Genomic DNA, 23,476 nt, shown 5'->3' on the forward strand with positions numbered 1-23,476 from the left:
TTATCGCTATTTCAATATATTACAATGTGACAGATTGTTACATTAGTTGAAACGGGAGCGTAATGAAACGAACATGTTGTTGACATTGTATTGTTATTTTCGTGTGTTAGTATTGGCTCAGTTAGCAAAATTGGTTTGCTAGCAAAGGGAGGTAAAAAAATGAAAAAAGCATTTACAGCTATAGCAGCAGCGTTTACGCTGACCGGAGTCGTAACTGGAAATACTTTTGCTGCCGAATACAATGTTAAATTAGGTGATTCACTTTGGAAGATATCCAATGAACATCATACAAATGTTGATTCATTAATGAAATGGAATCACTTATCGAACGACTTAATTTATCCAGATCAAAAACTAACCATTTTAAATAAAGAAACTTATGTTGTAAAAAATGGAGATACCATTTGGGATATTGCAAATAACTACAATGTAACAGTAGATCAATTAAAGCAATGGAACAACCTAACGGCTGATTTAATCCACCCAAATGATGAATTAGTAGTCTATCCAGAAGAAGATACGAAAAAGGCATCCAAAGATGATAACGAATCGAAAAAGGTTGAATCTTCTTCTGTAAAGAATGCTAGTGTGGCAGCAAAGCCCGTAACCAAAAAACAACCTGAAAAAGAACAGGCAGCAAAAAACACAACTGATAATGTTAAAAAGGTTATTCAAATGAGAGCGACCGCGTATACGGCAAATTGTGAAAAATGTTCCGGTATCACAGCTACTGGGGTCAATATCAAAGATCATCCAGAGAAAAAAGTTATTTCAGTAGATCCAAACGTTATTCCACTTGGCTCAAAAGTGTATGTGGAAGGCTATGGATATGCGATTGCAGCGGATACTGGAGGAGCAATAAAAGGACATAAAATTGATATATTTATCCCATCACTTTCGAAAGCGAAGCAATGGGGTGTACGTAACGTAGAAGTAAAAATTATTGAATAGCAGGATTAAGAGGTTTAATCTATTTTAATAGATTTGCCTCTTTTTTATTTATACCACATATTTAAGCGAGTGAAACAAAAAGAGGTGTTCATTCGTAATAGGTTATATAAGGATAAAAAGGAGTGATAGTTGCATGACTGAAAAGAAAGGCTGTATAAAATGCGGAAGTACCGACGCAGCTCAAAAAGACGTTGCCATGACAGGTACGGGATTATCCAAAATGTTTGATATTCAGCACAATCAATTTACCGTTGTGTATTGTAAAAACTGCGGATACTCGGAGTTCTATAATAAACAATCCTCTACTGCATCCAATGTGTTGGATTTCTTTTTTGGAGGATAAGTTCATTTTGTACGATTAGAAATAAGGTTAAGTCAAAAAGTCATTGTTCGAATGAGCAAAAGAAACGGGGGGATACAATGTTAAAAATAGGTATTATTGGTTTAGGCGACATTGCTGCAAAGGCATACTTACCCGTATATGGGCAAAGAGACGATGTTGAATTTCATCTTTTTACGAGAAACAAACAACGACTTTCAAGTATTTCTAAGCAATATCGGTTTGAAAACGTACATGAAAGTATTGACTCATTAATAGATAGCGGGATTGAAGGGGCTTTTGTGCATTCATCGACGGAATCACATTTTGATATTGTACATAAACTTTTATCGAACCATATCCATGTTTACGTGGATAAGCCAATTTCCTATGATTATGATTCTGCAAAGCAATTGGTTGAATTAGCGGAGAAAAATCAATTATTATTAATGGTTGGTTTTAATCGTCGATATGCACCTTCTTATCAAAAACTAAAAGAATTGCAAAACCCTAATATGATTCTGATGCAGAAAAATCGAAAGGGATTGCCAAATGATATAAGGACTTTTGTATACGATGATTTTATTCATGTGCTGGATACGATAAAATATTTATTGCCTACACCAATTGAAAATATAATTGTTAACGGCAGAAAAGAGGGCAAAAACCTCTATCATGCAGTCGTTCAGTTTATTGCAAAGGAATGTACTGCCATCGGAATCATGAACCGTGATAGCGGTACTTCTGAAGAAAAGCTGGAAGTCATGAGTCCCAATGAAAAAAGAGTAGCTACAAATGTTGCCGATGTCACCATTTATCAAGATCGTAATGAATTAAAACTTGTAGGAAGCGATTGGGAGCCAACCCTTCATAAACGTGGCTTTTATCAGATTGTGGATGATTTTATTCAAGCATTAAAAGGGGATTCTTCTCCTAAAATTTCCACAAAGGATGCATTGGCAACACATAAAATTTGTGAATTGGTAGTTTCTAAATTAGAGAAATTATAAGATGCAAAATCCCCACTTACACTTGTGGGGATTTTGCTATTAGTGCATTTTTAATGAAATCCAAAAAGGAAACCATTTCCTCATCACTTGTGAATGTTACTTGTGCAGTGTTTTTAGAACCTCCGCCTTTTCCATTAAAAGAAGAGATGTTTTCTTTTACAAATGCTCCACATTGAAAATCATTTTCCCCATTATGCTGGATTAAACATCTTTTATCAGGAACGGAAGCTAAAATAATAATTTTATCCGTGTTAGCAATTAACTGTCTCGCAAGGACTTGTAAATCTTGTACAGACTTATCAGAAAATGATTTAACTAGTATTGGTTCTCGGTTCGACTTCAATAGTTCATCTGCTAAGTATGTAGCATTTTCATTTAATGCTGCATCTAGCTTTCGCTGCATTTCCCTTTTTTCATTTTCCATTTTCTCGATACGACCGTGGATTTCCTCTTTTGATGTAGATAAATTTTTTGTAAGAGCTGCAAGAATATCATGTTTCTCCTGGTAATCCTGAATGGCCCTAAATCCGCATAAAAAGTGAAGTCTAGTATTCCTGCGTTGTTTTTCTGTTTTTATCAGCTTTATTAATCCGATTTCCAGAGTTCCCTCCACATGAGTACCGCAGCATGCAGAGTAATCTAATCCTTCAATTTCGACAATTCGAATGTCACCAGTCACATCGGGAATTTTTCTTAACGGGATATTGGATAATTCTTCTTCTGGAACAATATATGTTTTTACTTTTCTATTTTCATATATGTATTGATTGGCCCTTGCTTCTATAGCTTTTAATTGTTTATCCGTAAGATCCGGCACTTCCAAATCGATCGTCACCGTTACTTCCCCAAGATGAAAACTGATAGTATGTGCATCAAATAATTCGATACAAACTGCTGATAACAGATGTTGTCCGGTATGGTGTTGAGTATGATCTACACGCCGATGCTTGTCTATTTTGCATTGAATCTTTTTATTAACTGGTTTTGTTTCAAGTGTATGATAGATTTCATCATTTTCCTCAAAAACATCCAGTACTCTTATCGAATCAATATACCCTACATCATGTGGCTGTCCCCCTCCAGTAGGGTAAAAAGCTGTTTTAGCCAACGTTACGATAATTTTATTATCCCTTTCATGTATACTCGTAATTTCAGTAGACCATTCAAACGTTTTTGGTTCACTATAAAACAATTTTTCAGTCAAATGCTTCCTTCCTCTCTATATTCATTTATCCTTTTATTATAGATGGTAGTAGGAGCAATGGAAAGGATGACAAAAAAGAGGAGTACTACTCCTCTCTCTTTGCAAGACAGCGTTCACACTCCATAATATAGGACTCTGCTTGTTCCTCATGGATATGCTCCCCGCATTCCGGACAAACTTTTTTAGACAAATTACGGAAAAATTCAACTGGGTTTCCTAACATCTAGTTATTCCTCCTTTATCATCTACTATAATACAGTTTATTTATTTTTATTCTGTTATGATACAGTATATGCGTAATATGAGTCAACTGTTATTCGTAAAAATCTTAAAATTAAGAAATATTGTTGATGCAATTGGAAAGACCTGTTAATCTGAAACTAAAAGGATGCTCTTTGCAAGGGGGAATAATGTGGATATCACAAAGCTGCGCCCGAAAAAAAGATCTCGTATTAGGATATTCATTGGAAAACATTATTTTATCTTTAAGCGTTATTTGGCTTGGATTTTTGACAAAAATATATATGCGAAAGAGAAACAGCTTGAGTGGTTTCCGCATATCATTTATAAGCATCAAACCATGTTATTAAGACCATTACGCGGGGTAGATATGTGGTACCAGTATAATAAAATTAAGAATTTAGAAATCGCTATTAAACAATTAAACGGGGTTGTCATACATCCTGGGGAAACCTTTTCCTATTGGAAGCTTATTGGCAAACCAAAGAAGAAAAAAGGCTATGTTGACGGTATGGTTCTTTATTATGGTACTTTTAAAAAAGGAATTGGCGGTGGGCTTTGTCAGCTTTCCAATTTACTTTACTGGATGACATTACATACTCCTTTAACGATTACAGAAAGAAATCGTCATAGTTATGATGTATTTCCGGACTCCAACAGAACACAGCCATTTGGGAGCGGAGCAACCTGTGCATATAACTACCTGGATTTACAAATAAAAAATAATACGAACGAACCGTATCAATTGCATTTATCGTTAACAGATACACATTTAGTTGGGGAATGGAGGGCATTAAATCCATCTTTATACAGTTATGAAATATATGAAAAAGAGCATCAAATCACGCCTGCATATTGGGGAGGATATGTTAGGCATAATATTTTAAATCGAAAAATATATAATCGCAAAAAGCAGTTGATAGATGATGAATTTATCGTTGAAAATCATGCGATTATGATGTATGAACCATTATTGGAACAAAAAATGGAGTAAATTATTTTTTACCCGTAACTTTTTAGCTTTCGTATCCGTTCAATATATAGAGGTTCAAAAGGAGTGATCACTTTGAAAACCAAGCTTGGTACTGAATCTTCTATTCAAGAAGAAAATGTTACGACAACCATAACGAGTATGTATCCTGCATTAAAGAGGTATTGCCAATTTCTGACCAGAAATGGTTGGGATGCGGAGGACCTGGCACATGAGGCGATTGAAAAAATGTATCACAAATATGTAAATCAAAATGCAAATCAAGGTAAAATCACGCCTGCATTATTATATAAGATTGCTTATAACCATTGGATTGATCAATTTCGGAAACGTTCAAAGGAACAGGGCACCATGAAGTCTGAACCATCTGTGGATCCAATGAAAATATTACCGGAAGTATATTCGATAAGCGAGTTATTAGTAAAACATTTAACTCCTCAACAAACGGTCATATTTTTGTTAAAAGATATTTTTCAATACGAAATGAGTGAAATAGGAAAACAATTGAATTTAACAGAGGGAGCAATTAAAGCTTCTTTATTCAGAACCCGCCAGCATTTAAGGAAGGTTATCGATGAGGATAATGAGATAAATACAAAAAAAATCGAGAATAGGCAAATGCGGTTGTTTTATGAATCCATCATTCAATCCATACAGCACGAACAGCCGAATATCCTTATCAAGCAATACAAAAAATTATTCCAGCAACAAATCCCTATGTGCAAAGGTTCAAACAACCTCTCTTTACTTGCAGCGGCATAATATTAGGGAGGCAATAAAATGAATGCAATTCCATATGTTATTGAGCAGTCCTCACGAGGAGAAAGATCTTATGATATTTATTCAAGGTTACTAAAAGACCGTATTATAATGATCGGTGATGAAATAAATGATCAAATAGCCAATACGGTAGTCGCACAATTGCTTTTCTTAGCAGCAGACGATCCGGAAAAGGATATTTCCATCTATATCAACAGTCCAGGTGGATCGACCACTGCAGGATTCTCGATTCTCGATACGATGCAATATATAAAGCCAGATGTTCAAACAATTTGTTTAGGTTTAGCAGCTTCTTTTGGAGCAATGCTTTTAATGGCGGGGACAAAGGGAAAACGGTTCGCGTTGCCGAATAGTGAAATAATGATTCACCAGCCTTTAGGCGGTGCACGTGGTCAAGCTACAGAAATTGATATATCAGCAAGAAGAATTTTAAAATTAAAGGATCAAATTAATGGAATGATTGCTGATTTAACTGGACAGCCGCTTGAAAAGGTGAAAGCCGATACGGAACGGGATTACTTTCTTTCCGCAGAGGAAGCAAAGGATTATGGGATAATTGATAAAGTCCTTAATCAAAAATAATGTAAAAGGAGTACAGAATCATTGATCCCTGTACTCCTTTTTAAGTGTGCGCGGTTTCAGCTATAACTTAGCTTTGAAAGTGTGGCTGCTAGAGGTGGTGGCTGCAGGACTTTTAGCTAATCAGTCCACATTAAGGTAGAATTTGAATGCAGCGGGAGAGTTTTATGTTTCTTTCAAAGAGGTCGAAATTTTTATGGCGGCATAAATTGAACTAGCAAGGAGAACTAAAAGGAAAACAAGAATAAAAGTGTAATGATTAAAGAATATGGAGTTAGACCACGTATTTAGCAATGATAATTGTTTAACACTTGTAAAGGATGGACTGACTTCAACAATTTTTTCCCTAATCTTATTTGCTTCAATGTTTGTAAATAATACTATGATCAATGATAATAAACTTGAAGAAAAAATAACAATCAGAATGAATTTCATATTTTTCTTAAGTATAAAATTGGTCAAATATTTAAAAGTACCATATAAAAAAATTAAAAAGAAGGGAAAAAGAATAAACCAAGGGAACAAGCCGGGATTCCCATTACCACCACTTGCCACACCTAATTCACTTTTTTTAACTAAAGGTTCTGTCAAATAGTTACAAAGAAAAAATAGAATCATAGATAGTATTGTACTTATTACATAGAGGTACTTAAACATAAAATTCCCTACTTTCAATACATGTTAAAGGAGAAAGTTGTTTACTTTTCCTATGAACATTTCTCCAGCTAACCCAATATTCCTCCGTATTATATAAACCACCATTAATATCTTTTTACGTAAAATATTGTCCACAGTCAGGATTAATTCCCATTATAACTCTTAGATGGTAGTACCTACCAGATGTGATGATAATTAATTCAATATATGAAGAATTCATTTGAAATGATAAATAATTAATTAGATTAACATTACTTAAGTATTTAAGTCTATCAAAAATTTCGATTGACGAATGTTTTTATTTGTTATATTCTAAAACAAAATCCTTTAGTTTGGTAGAGTGATAATAAGATAAAGGATAATGGTTAGGAAGTGAAATTATGTTTTTACCGAGCGGAAGTCAAGACGAATTCGGGAATGTGGTCAGGAACCGGAATATGGTTTGTGAAGTATTTAGGGAAATTATTGAAGATAGAGGGTTCGTGGAAATATCTACACCCCTGGTCGAGTATGCATCTACATTTACAAATAAATATGTAGGAATGGAATTACAAAATTTGCTGAAATGGTTTAACCGAAATGGAGAAATTGAAGTATTGCGACCTGATTGGACATCAGCAATTGCAAGAGCTTTAGTGCGATTAAAGTCAAAACAGACGAAATGGGCTTATCAAGGATCTGTATTTCGTGAAGACCAACCAGGTATTGAAAAAAGGCAAATTGGAATCGAAATAATTCAAACTCCAAAGCTTCTAGGGGAAAGTGAGTGCCTTTTCTTAGCGAAGGAATTGTTGGAAAAATTAAACATTCATGAATATGCGGTGGAACTTGGCCACACGGACATTTTTGAGGAACTTACCAAAACGATGGAATTAAAGGAAGCGGAAAAAGAAAGACTTCGTGTCGCCATGCATAATAAACGGAAAGATGAAGTATACGCTATTGCCGCTCAGTATGGTGATAAAAATATTGCGGATGAATTAGCCTTACTTATAGATGCATATGGTTCTGTAGATATTTTAAAAGACTATGAGAAAAGATGGTCCAAAAAAGAGAGCATGTCAGCTATCATTCATCATTTAAATAGGATCATTGCCATTTTAAAAGAGGTAAATATAGGTGACATCATGGTGGATTTAGGGAGAGTGAAAAACTTGCCCTATTATTCGGGAATAATGTTTCGGGGTTATTCCTCTGACAATGGTGATTTATGTTTTTCAGGCGGGAGATACGATAAGTTATACGACCAGTTTGATACGAAGGTATCAGCTGTTGGGTTAGCCTTTGATGTAGATAATCTGGCAAATAAAATGGAGATTTCCTCGAAAAAAGAAAGGGTTTGTATTGTAGCAACAGATGATACTCTTGCTTTTGCTGAAAAATATAGAAAAGAGTATAAGCATGGGATTGTGGATATTGTTTATGAGATTAATCCATTTGTTTCATATGATAAGGTGCTCTATGTGAAAAATAATAATGATAAATTAGAGGTGGTGAAAGCATGAAGGTTTGTGTTGCATTAACAAAAGGGCGGTTGGAGGACCAATTTTTGCAATATCTCGAGTCCCTTTCATTTGATATTGAACCTTTAATCAATAAAGGAAGAAAGCTATGCGTAGAGGCAGGGAATCTTCAATTCATTTTTGCAAAAGGGGCAGATGTAGGTACATATGTAGAGCATGGCATTGCAGATCTCGGCATTATTGGAGAAGATATTTTACTAGAGTATCAGCCGGATGTATTTGATCTATTTCCATTGCCATTTGGCGAATGTCGATTTGCTCTTGCGGAAGCTGCTAATAAAAAACCTTCCTTGACAAAAAGAAAAATCGCTACGAAGTACCCAAACATCACGAATGATTATTTTAGAAATACGGGAGAATCTGTTGACATTGTCAAACTTGAAGGATCTGTTGAATTAGCTCCAGTACTGGGACTATCTGACGCGATTGTCGATATAGTGGAAACCGGAACAACGCTAGCTGAAAATGGCCTTATCATCAAAGAAGAATTTCATCCGTTAAGTGCCAGATGTATCGCAAACCGTTCCTCCCTAAAAATAAAAAAAGCATTCATTACACCATTTATTGATGCACTTCAGGGACAGGAGGTATTAAGTTGATCCCGAAACTATCGAATGATGAATATATGAAACGATTTATAAACGGAAATAGAAAAATATCAATGAATACAGAAATCATCGAAACCGCCCTGAACGTTATCAAAGATGTTCGTTTGAATGGAGATAAAGCATTAGAAAAATATGCTGAGAAGTTTGATGGATTTATCCCCGAGGACTGGGAGGTTTCAGAGGAGGAGCGGAAGCAGGCGTGGAATAACATTTCCCCAAACGTTATTGATTCTCTTCAGAAAGCGGCCGCTAATATCAGATCCTTTCACCGTAAGCAGCTTACACAATCCAGGATAATGGAAATGACAGATGATATTATTTCCGGTCAGTTGTTTCGACCAATTGAGAGGGTAGGTGTCTATGTGCCAGGTGGAACTGCCAGTTACCCTTCGACGGTATTGATGAATGCTATTCCAGCTGCAATCGCTGGGGTAGATGAGATTATCATGGTTACCCCAGTTCGCAGCGAGCATGGGATATCGCCTGTACTATTAGTGGCAGCTGATATTGCCGGAGTCAACAAAATCTATCAAATTGGCGGCATACAAGCGATTGCTGCTTTGGCCTATGGGACATCCACTATTCCAAAAGTAGACAAAATTGTTGGACCGGGAAATGCATATGTTGCTGCGGCAAAATCCATTGTTTACGGAGATGTAGGAATTGACATGATTGCGGGTCCATCCGAAGTGGCCATTATAGCAGATAAAAATGCAAATCCTGCCTATATTGCGGCAGATTTACTTGCACAGGCAGAGCACGACCAAGACGCAAGGACTTTTCTTTTTTCTACATCGAGCACTTTAGTAGACGAGGTTTCTATAGAAATAAATAAACAACTTGCTGAATTACCTAGAAAGGAAATTGCAACCCCTTCTCTTTTAAATAATAGTGCTGCAGTAGTTGTGGATAATCTATATACAGCTTTTAGGCTTGTTAATCAGTTGGCTCCAGAACACTTGGAAATAGTTTTGGAAAATCCATTATCATGGCTAGGTTTGGTTAAAAATGCAGGTTCTGTTTTCTTAGGAGAGAATACCCCTGAAGCGGTAGGAGATTATTTTGGAGGCCCAAATCATGTATTGCCTACTTCGGGTAATGCAAGGTTTTCTTCCGGTTTATCTGTCGATGATTTTATCAAAAAAACAACCTATCTTTATTACTCTGAAAAAGCGTTAGGGAATGCTGCAGAGCATATTATGACAATCGCGAATGAAGAGAAATTAACAGGTCATGCCCGGGCGGTTCAAATAAGAATGCAAATATGATGGAGGGAACGATAATCATGAGAACAGCTTCGAAAGAAAGAAAAACAAATGAAACGTTTATTCAAGTAACGTGCCATTTAGATGATTCTTCTGAGGTAGAAATTAATACAGGGGTAGGCTTTTTTGACCACATGCTAGAGTTATTTGCAAGGCACGGACGGATTAGTCTTGTAGTAAAAGCCGAGGGAGATTTATATATCGATAGCCACCATACCGTGGAAGATGTAGGAATTGTTTTTGGCCAGGTAGTGAAGGAGGCTTTAGGTTCTAAGGAAGGAATAGTACGCTATGGTTCTGCCTATGTACCAATGGACGAAACGCTTGGTTTCGTAGCTTTAGATATTAGTGGAAGGCCATTTTTACATTTTGATGCTGATTTGCAAAATCCAAAACTGGGCAATTTTGATACGGAATTAGTAAAAGAATTTTTCCAAGCTTTTGCTTTTCAGTCAGGGATTACTCTTCATGCAAGAGTGTTATATGGGGAAAACACGCATCATAAGATTGAGTCGTTATTTAAAGCATTAGGACGGGCATTATCTCAAGCTATTATGATTGATCCTCGAATAAAAGGGGTTAATTCAACGAAGGGGATAATAGAATGATAGGGATTGTCGATTATGGAATGGGGAATATTGCAAGTGTTCGAAATACGTTATCCAAGCTTTGTGTTCAAACGATTGTATCCGATCAAGCGGAAATGTTAGAACAAGCCTCTCATATCATTTTACCTGGTGTAGGTTCTTTTCATGCATCAATCGATGAAATAGAACAACGCGGATTAAAGGGTGTCATTCAAGACTTGGCAAGAAAGAAACCTATTTTAGGCGTGTGCCTTGGAATGCAGCTTTTATTTTCGGAAGGGTTTGAAGGCGGAAGGAAAGAGGGGTTGGACTTAATTCCCGGTCAAATAAAAAGAATAAAAACGGATTATATATTACCTCATATTGGGTGGAATCAGCTCCATATTCAAAACGAGGGAAATGGATTCCGTGATTTTGAAGGAGAGCATGTATATTTTGTACATTCTTATCAAGTGCAGACCGATGCAACATATATTGTTGCTACGACAGATTATGGCACTGAGATCCCCGCAATTGTTCAAAAGGATAATGTCTTTGGGATGCAATTTCATCCTGAAAAAAGCGGGAAAGTAGGACTGGAATTAATAAAAATGTTCTTAGGGGTGAACATGAAGCATGACAAAAGTTATACCAGCCATTGATTTAATCGATGGAAAATGTGTTCGATTATTTCAAGGTGACTTTAATAAATCAACTGTTATGGGAAATGATCCTGAAATTCAATTGCAAAAATTTATCGAAGATGGTGCCGGATTAATCCATATTGTAGATTTAGATGGTGCGAGATTGGGTGCTCCTAAACAATTTGAATTGATAAGTAACTTAGCTAAAATTTCTTCTGTGCCCATTCAGGTTGGCGGTGGAATTCGATCTATAGAAACAATCGAAAAATATATTAAAGCGGGTGTATCACGACTCGTACTTGGTACAGCTGCAATGGAGGATGAAGCTTTCTTAAAAGGTGTTTTAAAGAATTTTAGCGACCAGGTTGCTGTTGGTATCGATGCTAAAAACGAAAAGGTTGCGACTAGAGGTTGGGAAACCGTTGTCGATGTAAACTATATCGATTTTGCAAAAAACATAGAGGAATTAGGTGCGAAAACCATTATTTTTACCGATATTTCGCGAGATGGTACTTTAACTGGTCCCAATCTTGAACAGCTGCACCGTTTAAATGAAGCAGTTCAATGTCACATCATTGCTTCCGGTGGAATTCGAAATCAACATGATTTAGAAGCTTTAGATGTAATTGGAGTGGCGGAGGCTATTGTCGGCAAAGCATTATATGATGGGATGATAAAGCTGTCGGGAGTTGTTTCAAGATGATTGCAAAAAGAATTATCCCATGTTTGGACGTAAAAGACGGCAAGGTTGTAAAGGGAACAAACTTCATTCACTTGCGGGAAATGGGTGACCCAGTTGAAATGGCTACATACTACTCCGAAAACGGAGCAGATGAAATTATTTTTCTGGATATTTCTGCAACGAACGAAGGAAGAAAAACGGTTATAGAAATGGTAAAAAGAACTGCAGAAAATATCTTTGTCCCTTTTACCGTTGGCGGTGGGGTAAGAACCATTGATGATGTGACACAGCTTTTAAAAGCCGGTGCAGATAAGGTAGGGATTAATTCTGCAGCTGTACAGAATTCTACTCTTATAAAAGAAGCTGCTGACCGATTTGGTTCACAGTGTATTGTAGTCGCAATTGATGCGAAGAAATTTTCAAATGGATGGCATGTTATGACTCATGGCGGCCGTAAAGACACAGGGATTGATGCGGTCGAATGGGCTAAAACAGTGGAGCAGCTTGGTGCAGGAGAAATTTTATTAACAAGTGTAGATTGTGATGGAGTGAAGGAAGGATTTGACATTCCCTTAACTAAAGCGATTATTTCCGAAGTAAGAATCCCAGTCATTGCATCCGGTGGCTGCGGAAAGAGGGAACATTTTCCAGATGTGTTTTTGGAAACAGATGCATCCGCAGCATTGGCTGCATCTATTTTTCACGAAGGCACCTATTCTATCCAAGAAGTGAAACAAATCTGTCAAGAAAATGGAGTGAATATACGTGAAGCCTGATTTTACGAAAGGATTAATACCTGCCATCATCGTGGAAGAAAAAACGAATGAAGTTATCATGCTTGCATATATGAACGAAGAATCTTACAACAAGACGTTGGAAACAAATGAGACATGGTTTTACTCACGTTCGCGGGAATGCCTTTGGAATAAAGGGGCAACCTCTGGGCATAAACAAATGGTTAAGTCCATTACAATAGATTGTGATAACGATTCCCTATTAATTCGAGTAGACGCAAAAGGACCTGCTTGTCATACAGGAGAAAAATCTTGTTTCTATCGGTCTATTAAATCGAATGAAGATACCTCTATTTCCGGAAACATTTTTCATCAGGTGATGGAGGAAATTGAAGACAGGAAAAAAGTAAAAGTGGAAAATTCTTATACCAATTATTTATATGATAAGGGTATTGATAAGATAGGAAAAAAAGTGATTGAAGAAGCAGGAGAAATCGTTATTGCTGCAAAAAATCAAAGCAAGGAAGAAGTTATCAATGAGTGCAGCGATCTCCTTTTTCATAGTTTTGTTCTGTTAGCGAATCAGAATATTTCTCTTCACGATGTGGAAGAAGAGCTTGCAAAACGGTTTACGAAAAAGGGGAATAGTAAAGGGGATCGACAGGTTATTGAAAATTGGTAGTTCTTTATATAGATTTGCAACACGACCTGAAAGTAATTTTTTTCTTTCAGGTCGTGTTGAGGTTTAAGTGAGAAAATTAATGAAAGACACTGAGTCACTTTGTTTAATTCGGATTGTCTTTCAAATGGTTAATGAAGAACATTTAATTACTATTTTTAGCCTAGAATGTCCTTCAAAATTCTCTCCTACTTTTCTTGATAAGATTCCTCAATATCCTGTGCGAATAATGCAGCTTTTAAATACCGTTTTGCAAGCATTTGATAATAGGCTGTGTACACAGATAAAGTTGCGATTACAATAATATTCTTGATTGCTTCACGTTGATTATGATGGATATTATGATATCCTGCCACAATGTTCTCCGCTTTCCCCTCGATGATCTTCTCCATTGTTGTTACCGTATGTATATTTAACTCTTTTTCATTTAATTGTATGCCGCTCATGTTCAATTCATCGAATAAGATGGAATAGGTTGCATACAAGTGAATAGGATTTATGAGATCATCCTCGTTATCTTCAGGATCATTAATAATTAGTTTTAATAAGCGGCGAATTGATTCAAAATCAAGAGAGGATTTAAGATCTTCTACTAAAAACAACAATGCTGTTTGCTCTAAAGAGTATTTTTTTCCTTTTTGTGGAGCAACAATCATTTCTTTTATATCACGCTTTACCCAATTTTGAACGGCTGTCGAGGAAAAACTTGTATTTTCGATTTGATTGCCTAGTGCGACAATTTCATTTAATGATAACCCGATATCGATCTGATTTTCTTTTAATATTTTATCAAAAATTGGTGGCAAGTAAGTGGAAACAAGTGTGTTAACGGTTCCTCCATCATTTACAGAATTTTTCTTAGATCTAATCCAGCCTTCCTGTAAAATTTTTAAAGGCTTTTTTTCATTCCAGCCTTTTAAGCAAAGTAAAAGTTCTGCCATTTCTTTTCTTGTAAGGTGAAAAGTATCCATTTGTTATCTCCAGTTCAGTAAGTTCTTATGAACTTATCTTATGATTTATGGTGAAAAAAGTCAATTACAGAAAGGAACAAAGAAATTCTACTTGATTTTTAACTAAAAAGTTCATATAATAAGTTCATAGGAACTATTCTTATGATAGATTTCTATCTGAGTGATGAATTAAAGGAGAAGAATGTAAATGTTAAAAAAATTGATCGCAATTGTAACAGCCTTCACTTTTGTCTTTACGATTTTAGGATTAGGCTTTTCACATGATGCTTCAGCGAAAGGATATCGATCCATAAAGAGATCCTATACACCGCCGACACATCAATATCAAAAGCCAAACAATAGCCAAAGTAATTCGTATAACTCCACAACTAAAAATAATAATACAAAATCCTTTTTCTCGAATAAGTCCTACTCAAATGGCAGCAAGGGAAGCTTCGTGAAAGGAATGCTATTAGGTGGATTAGGCGGATTTTTAATGGGTCACATGTTCGGCTCAACATTTGGAGCTTTGGGTTCAGTCCTAGCACCAGTATTAAATATCATCTTCTTTATATTAATTTTGATGGTAATCTGGAGAGTATTTAAATTTTTGATAAGACCAAGAAGGTACTAGTTTATGGAAATAATAAAAATAGATGAACAAGAAATTGTCAACGCGGTATGTGTGTATATGGCAAATAAGAACGGGATATCCCCTGAATCTGTTTATGTTGAATTACTATTTGATGATGACGAAGGATATTCTGCTGAATTAGAAGTAAATAACCGAAAGGAAATAATTTCGGAAGCTAAATTGGTAGAAGCATTAAGAAATTGGATGGACCTAGAATATAATATGGATCCCTTTTCTGTAGGTGTACAATTTGATTTGCATGAAGGGGAAGGCATCGTAGCCTATATTAGTTAGTGAACAAGCCGGATAACTCCGGCTTGTTTTTTTTGGTTCTGTCCCAGATTGTTAGAAAGGGTGATTAAATTGTAACAAAAGTAATAATATTTAAAATAAACTTGCAATGATGAAATAAATTGTAATAAAATGGTCATATTAGGAATTTTATATAAAAGTAGGAGGTGAGTCACATAATCGAATAAATTTATTATCGGTTATAAAAAGCTCCTTAGAAATAGTCCTCAATAGTAAACCACATCAATCATTCTATAAAAAAATTTTCCAATTAAACATATAATAGATACTACTCGAAAAATCATAAATTCAAAGATTTTTAAGGTGTAGGAGGTATACGATGCTTCGTTTCATTTGGCAAAATTGGTGGCGCCATAAAGAACGCTTTATTTTACTAATAGTTGGTGCGTTAATCGTTAGTTCCGGTTTAAGTTATCTTGTCGGGCTCTCCCAGTCAAACAAAGGAACGGTGGAGCAAACATTAGCTAGACATTGGTCAGCTTCTTATGACATTGTAGTTCGACCGCCTGATTCCCGAAACACAACAGAAGTTAATCATTTACTAGAACCGAACTATTTAAGTGGAATAGCTGGGGGAATAAGTATTGATCAATATAAAAAGATAAAAGCCATTGAAGGGGTTGATATAGCTGCCCCAATTGCAATGATCGGTTATTTACCCTTTAATATTGTATTATCAAAAAAAGCTATTGTGAAGGAAAACGGCTTATACCGATTTGATGAGAAAACAACAACAAATATTGGTGTTAAGAAAATAGTACAGAAAACTCCACCCTCGTTTTTTCCTATTGGGACTTATAGTGCAGGACATACTTATAGTCCAGGACAAAAGGTAGAAAAAGATATACCTGGGTTTGTTGAACATGAAGGGAAATTATGGCTTTTTACAACCGTTATGTTTGCTGGGATCGATTTTGTACAAGAAGCGAAACTTGTAGGATTAGATAAAGCAATGGTTGAAAAAGGAAATAGTCGATACTTTGCCGCCATCGATACGGGAACCAGTGAATATGAGAAGTTGTATAATCGTACAAGAGTCATTACAACTTTTCCGATGATCGTTAGTAATCAACCTTGGGTCGATAAAAGTGTAACCTATACGATTCAAAAACTTAATGTGCCTTTTAATACAAAAGAAGAAGCAAAAAATACCATGCAGAAAGTAATAAATTCAGACGGTAAATTATTAAATGAAATGCAAGTTGATGAGAAAAGTAAAAAATATACGTATACGTTTTCAAGTAAACAGGTTTATAAAACGATGATGAAGCAAATCGCAGGTATTGACATAGATACAGGGGAGGCGGAAATAGGAAATGCAAATAATGATATGACTGTCATAATCAATAAACCGAGTCCGCTTCACTATCAAAAAAGCAAGAGCCCATATAAAACAAAATGGCCGTATGCATACAATATAAAACTATTCAATGATCCGGATAATGGAAAAGAAATATTTCGTCCATATCTAACATATTCGAAGCAAAGTGAGATAAATTGGAAATCTCCGTGGGTTATTCCAAAGTGGGTAGGAACGTATGATCCTAGTAAATTGAATGTTCCACTGGATCCACTTACTGAACTTCCCATGGAAACCTATCGGCCGGCGTCTGCAAAACTTGTTCTATATCCTGATAAAAAACCAGTGAATCCACCAGAAAAAATTCTTCCTAGCGATGGTACAAATGATCTTTTGAGCCAGCCGCCATCCATATTAACAACGATTGAAGCCGCAGAAAAAATTGTCGGAAAGAAGCCTATTTCAGCTATACGAATTAAAGTTGCAGGTGTAAAGTCTTTAAATAATACCAGTCAACAAAAGCTCGAAAGGATAGCAAAGGAAATTCATGAGAAAACAGGTTTAATTACTGATATCACATTAGGGTCATCACCACAAACAGTATTGACTCACGTACCGGCAATTAATAACCAAAAAGAGCTGGGGTGGATGGAACAACCTTGGGTGAACATTGGGGCGGCATTTACGATTTATCATGAAACTCAAGTAGGTTTTTCAGGGATAATCGCTAGTGTGATGGCTGTCGCTGTTGTCTATGTTTTAGCTTCTGGCTTAGTAACTCTCTATGCAAGACGTAAAGAGTTCGCCGTATTATTAGCAATTGGTTGGAGACCTAACCAAATTTCCAAGCTACTATTTTTAGAATCTACTATTATAGGAAGTTTTGTAGCAATTATTTCATGGCTAATCTTAGGGTGGCTGTTAGTGATGAAAGGGGAGGAGACCAGTTTCGTACGTTTTCTATTCTCTGGATTATTCGGTCTCGTTATTTATTGGCTCGGTGCGATTGGACCAGCCTATTTAACACGCAGAATAAAACCATATGAGGCAATGAGAACTGGTGAAATTACTGCAGAAGCCCATCGCTTTATTCAATCCAGGGGCAGTTTTACGATGGCTGTAAATCATTTTTTAGGACATTGGAAACGCTCCGTTTTATCAATAGTTGCCATGGCATTACCAACAGCCTTGCTTAGTTTATTTTTGTGTATCACATTTAAATTGCAAGGGGTACTATATACTTCTTTACTAGGAGATTTCGTCGCAATGCAAGTAGGTCCATCCCATTATATTGCGATGGGAGTAGCTTTTGCGATTGCCATTTTAACAACTGCTGAATTGATGTGGCAAAACATCACTGAACGGAAACCTGAAATAGCACTATTAAGAGCAGTAGGTTGGCAAAACCATTGGATAAGAATTTTGATCTATTGGGAAGGTTTATTCAATGGTATCATTGCTGGAATTCTAGGTATAGGGCTAGCCTTTTTGATAATGTGGGGGATGTATAGACAACTTCCTACCCAGAATCTAACTTTTCTACTTTTAACAGGAATTATCCCTGTCATAGCTGGATTCCTAGGAGCGTTTATTCCTGCTGAAAAAGCAGTAAGAATACAACCTGCACAGGGGATCATCCATTCACTTTCAAATAAGAGAAACACGGAGAGATGGTTTAAATGGTGCTTACTTATTTTATTGCTGCTTCTTTTAATAGGATTAACGATCGCAATCCTTCGCATGAATAAATAAGGGAGAAGAATTTGGTTCTTTTTAGCTACAGGTTTAATACCAGTTTTTGCGGGAGTATTGGGTGTTATATTTCTCGCTGAAAGGGCAGTTCATATCCAATCAGCCCAAGGAGTTTTATATTCGTTTTCCAATAAGAGAAGGACAGAAACTTGGTTTATGGTGCTTTTTGCTGCACTCTCTATGCTCCCTACTTACTGGTTTGGTTATGGTAACGATAGGTTTAATGTCATAATGATTGATTAGGGAGGAGGTAAAAATGTTGAGACTAATGATTCGACTGCTAGGAAGTTTATTACTTTGGTGCTGCATCTCTATTATTCTCATATTAATAATATTATTTCCTAGAGATACAGGTACGTATCGAGATGATAGTTATCGGGACGTCATGTATTATCAGTTTAAATGGGAAAATTATAAAGAAAATATTAAGAATTATTTGCATACTGTGGAGAAATATAAAGGTTTAGGCAAAACAGATCGGGATCAGCGTGTAGAAACGGAACTGAAGTTCTACTTCAAAAAAAGCATTATTATTTTGTTTCCGGCATTGTTGCTAAGTATTGTTATGGGGATATGTAAAGGTATCCTGGATTATAAGTATCGTGGAAAAATCGGTCGCTTTTTTTGGAGAGGAGCGACATGGTTAGGGCAATCTGTGCCGGATTTCTTTCTCATTTTCTTAGTACAGACATTGCTGTTTATTGGAATGCGGCATGGATTGCCAAGAATTGATATGTACGGAGATGATAAGCTTTCCAATGTTTTGCTTGCAATCTTTTTCTTAAGTATGTATCCAGCCTTTGTTATTGCAAGGTATACATGCCAGACGATGGAGGAAGAGGAGGAAGAAGATTATATTAAAACAGCAAGAGCAAAAGGAGTACCGGAACGCGCAGTGCTATTGAGGCATATGCTTAGAAATTGTTTGCCTAAACTGCATCAGCATTTTATGGTCATCGTATTAACGTTGCTTTCTGGAATGTTTGTTGTGGAACTTTTAACCTCTTATCATGGCATAGGTACACGATTGATAACAGCGATGCATATCAAATATACGATAATGCCTGGCGAATCCCTGCCGATTGATACCTCTGCAGTAATCGGATTTAGTTTACTAATATTAGTGATGCTATTAATCGCCCAGTGGGTGGAACAAATAATATCATACTTTCTTGATCCGAAGAGAAGGAGGTTTCGGCTATGAGAAAAATTCCATCGTTATGGATAGGGATTATAGGGTGTGTAATTTTTGCAATTTTCGCCCTATTTGGTCCTTATTTGCCAAAAGTGGACCCTGAAGTTCCAACTCATCCATATGTTGTCGGCCCGAAGAATAATTTAGATTACATGATGCCTCCTTTCCCTCCTAATTCCGATTTTTTATTAGGTTCAGATAAAAAAGGAAGGGATATTTATAGCGCCTTAGTAATGGGTACCCGAAAAACATTGGAAATCGTTATTTCTGTTTCTCTTACAACCTTTTTGCTTGGTATTCCTTTCGGTGTCGCTGCAGCACATTGGAGGATAGCGCGGAAGCTGTTGCAGGCGTGGAATTATTTATTTTCTAGAATTCCAGTATTCCTATGTATGGTTTTCATTTCTACTATTCCTTTTTTTGTTTTTACCCCAAATCGATCTTTTTGGTTAATGTGCTACCTCGTGATCTTTGAGTTAGGGAAGGTCGGAGAAGTTGTTCGCAAGAGTGTCGAGTTAATACAAAAAAGTACCTATTTTGAAGCAGGGCTTATAGCAGGAACGAAGCGTCTTGGACTATGGAGGAGATATTATTGGTCAGGCTGCTATCCTCAATGGTTAGCGTATTTTATCCAACATATAGGCAGTATATTATTTCTATTAGGTCAGTTGGGTCTTTTCGGTATCTTTCTTTCGCAAGCTTTTTTTCAAACGGAGTCGCCAATGTATGAGTTACAAAACAATGCTTTAGTATGGCCAATGTTTTTATTTGATGTCACGATTGACTTTGATGCTTTTCCTTGGATTCCATTATGTGGATCATTGTTTATTACCATGTCCATGTTTTTCTTTATCTCCTTAGGGGAAGGAATTCTCGAATATAACTTAAGAAAACAAAGAGGATTAATTGTGCAAAGAAAACCGTTTTTATATCGCTGGAAAAGAATCGATATGAAACAAAAATCTAAATCAAATTTCAACCTCTTTCTAGAGGAAAAAGGAAACTCCATTAAGGATTTAATAGTACTAGATAACGTTTCTAAAGATTATCCTGGGGATGGTGTAATAACGAAAGCATTAGATTCAGTTAATCTATCCATAGAAAAGGGGGTTTTTACTGCAGTGATAGGTCCTTCGGGATCAGGAAAATCAACATTATTAAGTTTGATCGGAGCTCTTGACAAACCTACAAGTGGAAAAATTTATTTTGAAAGAGAAGTTATCACAAATTTAAATAATAGAAAATTAGCTAATTTTCGCTTCGAAAAAATCGGCTTTATATTTCAGCAATTTCATCTTTTACCTACTTTAACTGCCTTAGAAAATGTTATGTGTCCGTTGTTTACAAGAAAAGTAGATTATCGTAAAAAGGAACGAGCAATGGAGCTTCTTGATGAAATGGGATTAAAAGATAAACAAAATGCATTGCCCTCCCAGCTTTCGGGTGGGCAGCAGCAAAGGGTGGCCATAGCAAGAGCACTTGTTCACCATCCGGACTGGATCCTAGCTGATGAACCAACAGGTAATTTGGATTCTGAAAGCAGCAAAATCGTCTTTGATTTGTTAAAACGATTAAACAAGGAACAGGGGCTGGGAATTATTTTAATTACTCATGATCCGGATCTAGCGAAACAAACAGACCGCATTATTGAGATAAAAGATGGAACAGTAATCTCAGATACTATGCAAAGAGATAGTAAAATTGTAGGTTTATAGAAGTACTCGTGTTTAATCCAGGCTATGCTTGGATTTTTTTATTTAGTAAAAACATTTAATGCAGGTTAAAAATCAAGTTTTTTAAACCATTGTTAACTATTTAAAATGATTAAAAAATTTGTAATAAATGTAAAAATAATTTAAAAATTACTTGCAATTATAAAATAATTTGTAATATTATGGACATACTGATACCTAGCTGAGATGAGAGGGTGTAAACTATGAATCTATTATTGCGATTATTTGGCAGCCTTTGTCTATGGGTATGTATGGCTTTGATATTAATATTGATTGTACTGTTGCCAAGAGACACTCAGTCCCATCGCGAAGGTTATTTAGATGTGATGTCCTATCATTTTACATGGGATAAATACAAGCAGAATATTTCTGATTATTTCGAAGAAGTAAAGACGGAAAAAAGTTTGGGAATAACCAAATATGATCAGCCAGTTGAAGTGGAGTTATCACTATATTTTAAAAGAAGTATTGTAATACTTGTTCCAGCTTTGATACTAAGTATTTTCTTAGGAATTGGAAAAGGTGTTTTTGATTATCGGCATCAAGGCAAAATGGGGCGATTTTTTGGAAAGGGTTCTACATGGTTAGGACAATCCGTACCGGATTTCTTTCTTATTTTTCTTGTCCAGACGATTCTCTCCATTGCAATGCGCCACGGACTGCCTCGAATGGATATGTATGGTGATGATGAGTGGTATAATATCTTTTTTCCTATCTTCTTTTTAAGCATGTATCCTGCTTTTGTCATTGCACGATATACATCGCAAGCATTGGAGGAGGAAGATGAGCAAGATTATATTAAGACAGCTAAAGCAAAAGGAGTTCCGGATAGAATTATTCTTTGGAAGCATATTTTAAGAAATGCTATGCCAAAGTTACTTCAGCATTTTATGCCAATTGTGCTAACCTTATTTTCTGGGATGTTCGTAGTTGAGTTTTTAAGCTTGTATCATGGAATTGGGTCACGATTAATTACTGCTATACATATTCGTTACTCCATTATGCCAGGAGAACCTTTGACAATCGATGTTCCTGCTGTGATTGGATTCAGCCTCTTAATTATGGTGATGTTATTAATTGCACAATGGATGAATCAAATTTTTGATTTTCTATTAGACCCGAAAAGAAGGGGGATACAAAAATGAGAAAAATTCCTTCTTTATGGATTGGCATTATAGGCTGTACAATGTTTGCTATATTTTTCTTTTTCGGACCGTATTTGCCAAAAGTTGATAAAAATGTTCCTACACACAGTTATGTAGTAGGACCTGAGAGTAATCTGGATTTTATTCTTCCTCCTTATCCTCCGAATAAGGATTTTCTGTTGGGATCGGATAAAAAGGGGAGGGATATTTATAGTGCTTTGATTATGGGGACACGAGGAACTTTAACGACTGTTTTCTCTATATCCGTATTGACATTTTTAATAGCGATTCCATTAGGGGTTGCAGCAGCGCATTTGTCGTTTTTTCGATATGTATTACAGGGGTGGAATTACTTATTTTCCCGATTGCCGGTGTTTTTTTACGTGATTATTATTTCAACAATTCCATTTTTTATTTTTTCTCCGCATCGAGCCATTTGGATGATAAGTTTTCTTATCATATTTGAATTAGGCAAAGTTGGAGAAGTAGTGTATAAAAGTGTCAAGCTAATTCAGAATACAACCTATTACGAGGCAGGAATATTAACGGGTTCTAAACCATTTGGTCTTTGGAAACGATACTATTTGCCAAATTGCTACCCACAATGGGTTGCCTACTTCGTTCAACATATTGGAAGTATGCTTTTTTTACTCGGCCAGTTAGGTATTTTTGGAATATTTATATCACAGTCACTTTCACAGCAAGGAAGTCCTGCCTATTCTATTGATAATACAGCTTTAGTATGGCCGATGTTTTTATTTGACGTATTAATTGATTTCGATGCATTTCCATGGGTGCCGCTATTCGGCTCGATGTTTATTACTTTATCCATGTTTGTATTCGTTTCCTTAGGGGAAGGAATTTTAGAGTATCATTTAAGAAAGCATCGGGGGTTAATTGTACAGAGAAAACCATTTTTATTTAGATGGCGAAAGCAAAATCAAACACTTTTTTCTGAAGAAAAGCGTAGTGAAACGAAAATAAGTTAGTGAAAAAAAATCCGAGAATCCATTATTCTTGGAT

General features: G+C 36.0%; 24 protein-coding genes. 21 read left to right on the forward strand and 3 right to left on the reverse strand.

Annotation, left to right across the window (positions count from 1 at the left end; genetic code table 11):
- The first annotated feature begins 159 nt into the window (after positions 1–159).
- From NSQ59_RS12255 to NSQ59_RS12265, 3 genes are all read left to right on the forward strand, one after another.
- Positions 160–951: a LysM peptidoglycan-binding and 3D domain-containing protein gene (locus tag NSQ59_RS12255; protein WP_055739605.1), complete on the forward strand. Its 792-nt coding sequence runs from the start codon at positions 160–162 to the stop codon at positions 949–951.
- Positions 952–1,084: 133 nt separating this feature from the next.
- Positions 1,085–1,294, forward strand: coding sequence for a zinc ribbon domain-containing protein (locus NSQ59_RS12260; protein ID WP_055739606.1), 210 nt, complete (start codon positions 1,085–1,087; stop codon positions 1,292–1,294).
- 77 nt (positions 1,295–1,371) lie between these two features.
- A complete protein-coding gene (locus tag NSQ59_RS12265; protein WP_055739607.1) occupies positions 1,372–2,280 on the forward strand; it encodes a Gfo/Idh/MocA family protein in 909 nt (302 codons plus the stop codon).
- Positions 2,281–2,296: 16 nt separating this feature from the next.
- On the opposite strand, the gene NSQ59_RS12270 is transcribed toward NSQ59_RS12265, so the two are convergent.
- Together NSQ59_RS12270 and yhfH are read right to left on the reverse strand one after the other, a co-directional pair.
- Positions 2,297–3,484, reverse strand: a complete 1,188-nt coding sequence (locus NSQ59_RS12270; protein ID WP_055739608.1) for an alanyl-tRNA editing protein — start codon at positions 3,482–3,484, stop codon at positions 2,297–2,299.
- Between the two features lie 85 nt (positions 3,485–3,569).
- Positions 3,570–3,707, reverse strand: coding sequence for a protein YhfH (gene yhfH, locus NSQ59_RS12275; RefSeq protein ID WP_083489302.1), 138 nt, complete (start codon positions 3,705–3,707; stop codon positions 3,570–3,572).
- Between the two features lie 189 nt (positions 3,708–3,896).
- Between yhfH and NSQ59_RS12280 the strand changes: the two genes are divergently transcribed.
- The 11 genes from NSQ59_RS12280 to hisIE all read left to right on the forward strand — a co-directional run bounded on the left by NSQ59_RS12280 (position 3,897) and on the right by hisIE (position 13,435).
- Positions 3,897–4,718, forward strand: a complete 822-nt coding sequence (locus tag NSQ59_RS12280) for a VanW family protein (protein ID WP_055739609.1) — start codon at positions 3,897–3,899, stop codon at positions 4,716–4,718.
- 72 nt (positions 4,719–4,790) lie between these two features.
- Entirely contained in the window at positions 4,791–5,477 is a 687-nt protein-coding gene (locus NSQ59_RS12285) for a sigma-70 family RNA polymerase sigma factor (protein ID WP_055739610.1), read from the forward strand.
- A gap of 18 nt (positions 5,478–5,495) precedes the next feature.
- Positions 5,496–6,077, forward strand: a complete 582-nt coding sequence (gene clpP / locus NSQ59_RS12290) for an ATP-dependent Clp endopeptidase proteolytic subunit ClpP (protein ID WP_055739611.1) — start codon at positions 5,496–5,498, stop codon at positions 6,075–6,077.
- A gap of 1,034 nt (positions 6,078–7,111) precedes the next feature.
- A complete protein-coding gene (locus tag NSQ59_RS12295) occupies positions 7,112–8,236 on the forward strand; it encodes an ATP phosphoribosyltransferase regulatory subunit (protein ID WP_055739613.1) in 1,125 nt (374 codons plus the stop codon).
- Positions 8,233–8,853, forward strand: a complete 621-nt coding sequence (gene hisG, locus NSQ59_RS12300; RefSeq protein ID WP_055739614.1) for an ATP phosphoribosyltransferase — start codon at positions 8,233–8,235, stop codon at positions 8,851–8,853. The genes NSQ59_RS12295 and hisG overlap by 4 nt, the downstream gene beginning before the upstream one ends.
- A 62-nt stretch (positions 8,854–8,915) precedes the next feature.
- Positions 8,916–10,130: a histidinol dehydrogenase gene (hisD, locus tag NSQ59_RS12305; protein ID WP_235950446.1), complete on the forward strand. Its 1,215-nt coding sequence runs from the start codon at positions 8,916–8,918 to the stop codon at positions 10,128–10,130.
- A gap of 17 nt (positions 10,131–10,147) precedes the next feature.
- Positions 10,148–10,735: an imidazoleglycerol-phosphate dehydratase HisB gene (gene hisB / locus NSQ59_RS12310; RefSeq protein ID WP_055739616.1), complete on the forward strand. Its 588-nt coding sequence runs from the start codon at positions 10,148–10,150 to the stop codon at positions 10,733–10,735.
- Positions 10,732–11,355, forward strand: coding sequence for an imidazole glycerol phosphate synthase subunit HisH (gene hisH, locus NSQ59_RS12315; protein ID WP_055739617.1), 624 nt, complete (start codon positions 10,732–10,734; stop codon positions 11,353–11,355). The genes hisB and hisH overlap by 4 nt, the downstream gene beginning before the upstream one ends.
- Positions 11,330–12,040, forward strand: coding sequence for a 1-(5-phosphoribosyl)-5-[(5-phosphoribosylamino)methylideneamino]imidazole-4-carboxamide isomerase (gene hisA, locus NSQ59_RS12320; protein ID WP_055739618.1), 711 nt, complete (start codon positions 11,330–11,332; stop codon positions 12,038–12,040). The genes hisH and hisA overlap by 26 nt, the downstream gene beginning before the upstream one ends.
- A complete protein-coding gene (gene hisF / locus NSQ59_RS12325) occupies positions 12,037–12,795 on the forward strand; it encodes an imidazole glycerol phosphate synthase subunit HisF (protein ID WP_055739619.1) in 759 nt (252 codons plus the stop codon). The genes hisA and hisF overlap by 4 nt, the downstream gene beginning before the upstream one ends.
- The gene (gene hisIE / locus NSQ59_RS12330; RefSeq protein WP_055739620.1) at positions 12,785–13,435 is read left to right on the forward strand and encodes a bifunctional phosphoribosyl-AMP cyclohydrolase/phosphoribosyl-ATP diphosphatase HisIE; all 651 of its coding nucleotides are present in this window, start codon (positions 12,785–12,787) and stop codon (positions 13,433–13,435) included. Before hisF ends, hisIE begins: the two co-directional genes overlap by 11 nt.
- A 185-nt stretch (positions 13,436–13,620) precedes the next feature.
- On the opposite strand, the gene NSQ59_RS12335 is transcribed toward hisIE, so the two are convergent.
- Complete coding sequence (locus NSQ59_RS12335; protein ID WP_055739621.1) at positions 13,621–14,403, reverse strand: DUF1836 domain-containing protein; 783 nt, start codon at positions 14,401–14,403, stop codon at positions 13,621–13,623.
- A gap of 187 nt (positions 14,404–14,590) precedes the next feature.
- On the opposite strand from NSQ59_RS12335, the gene NSQ59_RS12340 reads away from it, so the two are divergent.
- The 7 genes from NSQ59_RS12340 (at position 14,591) to NSQ59_RS12370 (ending at position 23,442) form a co-directional block, all read left to right on the forward strand.
- Entirely contained in the window at positions 14,591–15,016 is a 426-nt protein-coding gene (locus tag NSQ59_RS12340; protein ID WP_055739622.1) for a hypothetical protein, read from the forward strand.
- A 3-nt stretch (positions 15,017–15,019) separates the two neighbouring features.
- Entirely contained in the window at positions 15,020–15,310 is a 291-nt protein-coding gene (locus tag NSQ59_RS12345) for a DUF2653 family protein (protein ID WP_055739623.1), read from the forward strand.
- 337 nt (positions 15,311–15,647) lie between these two features.
- The gene (locus NSQ59_RS12350; RefSeq protein ID WP_055739624.1) at positions 15,648–18,380 is read left to right on the forward strand and encodes an ABC transporter permease; all 2,733 of its coding nucleotides are present in this window, start codon (positions 15,648–15,650) and stop codon (positions 18,378–18,380) included.
- A gap of 256 nt (positions 18,381–18,636) precedes the next feature.
- The gene (locus NSQ59_RS12355) at positions 18,637–19,584 is read left to right on the forward strand and encodes an ABC transporter permease (protein WP_340831456.1); all 948 of its coding nucleotides are present in this window, start codon (positions 18,637–18,639) and stop codon (positions 19,582–19,584) included.
- Positions 19,581–21,290 carry an ATP-binding cassette domain-containing protein gene (locus tag NSQ59_RS12360; RefSeq protein ID WP_340831458.1) on the forward strand — a complete coding sequence of 570 codons (1,710 nt, stop codon included), beginning with the start codon at positions 19,581–19,583 and terminating at the stop codon, positions 21,288–21,290. The genes NSQ59_RS12355 and NSQ59_RS12360 overlap by 4 nt, the downstream gene beginning before the upstream one ends.
- Before the next feature lie 221 nt (positions 21,291–21,511).
- Positions 21,512–22,453, forward strand: a complete 942-nt coding sequence (locus NSQ59_RS12365) for an ABC transporter permease subunit (RefSeq protein ID WP_055739626.1) — start codon at positions 21,512–21,514, stop codon at positions 22,451–22,453.
- Positions 22,450–23,442: an ABC transporter permease subunit gene (locus NSQ59_RS12370; RefSeq protein WP_126647051.1), complete on the forward strand. Its 993-nt coding sequence runs from the start codon at positions 22,450–22,452 to the stop codon at positions 23,440–23,442. The genes NSQ59_RS12365 and NSQ59_RS12370 overlap by 4 nt, the downstream gene beginning before the upstream one ends.
- The last annotated feature ends 34 nt before the right edge of the window (positions 23,443–23,476 follow it).

The organism is Margalitia sp. FSL K6-0131, from assembly GCF_038008735.1.
Lineage (GTDB): Bacteria > Bacillota > Bacilli > Bacillales > Bacillaceae_C > Margalitia > Margalitia shackletonii.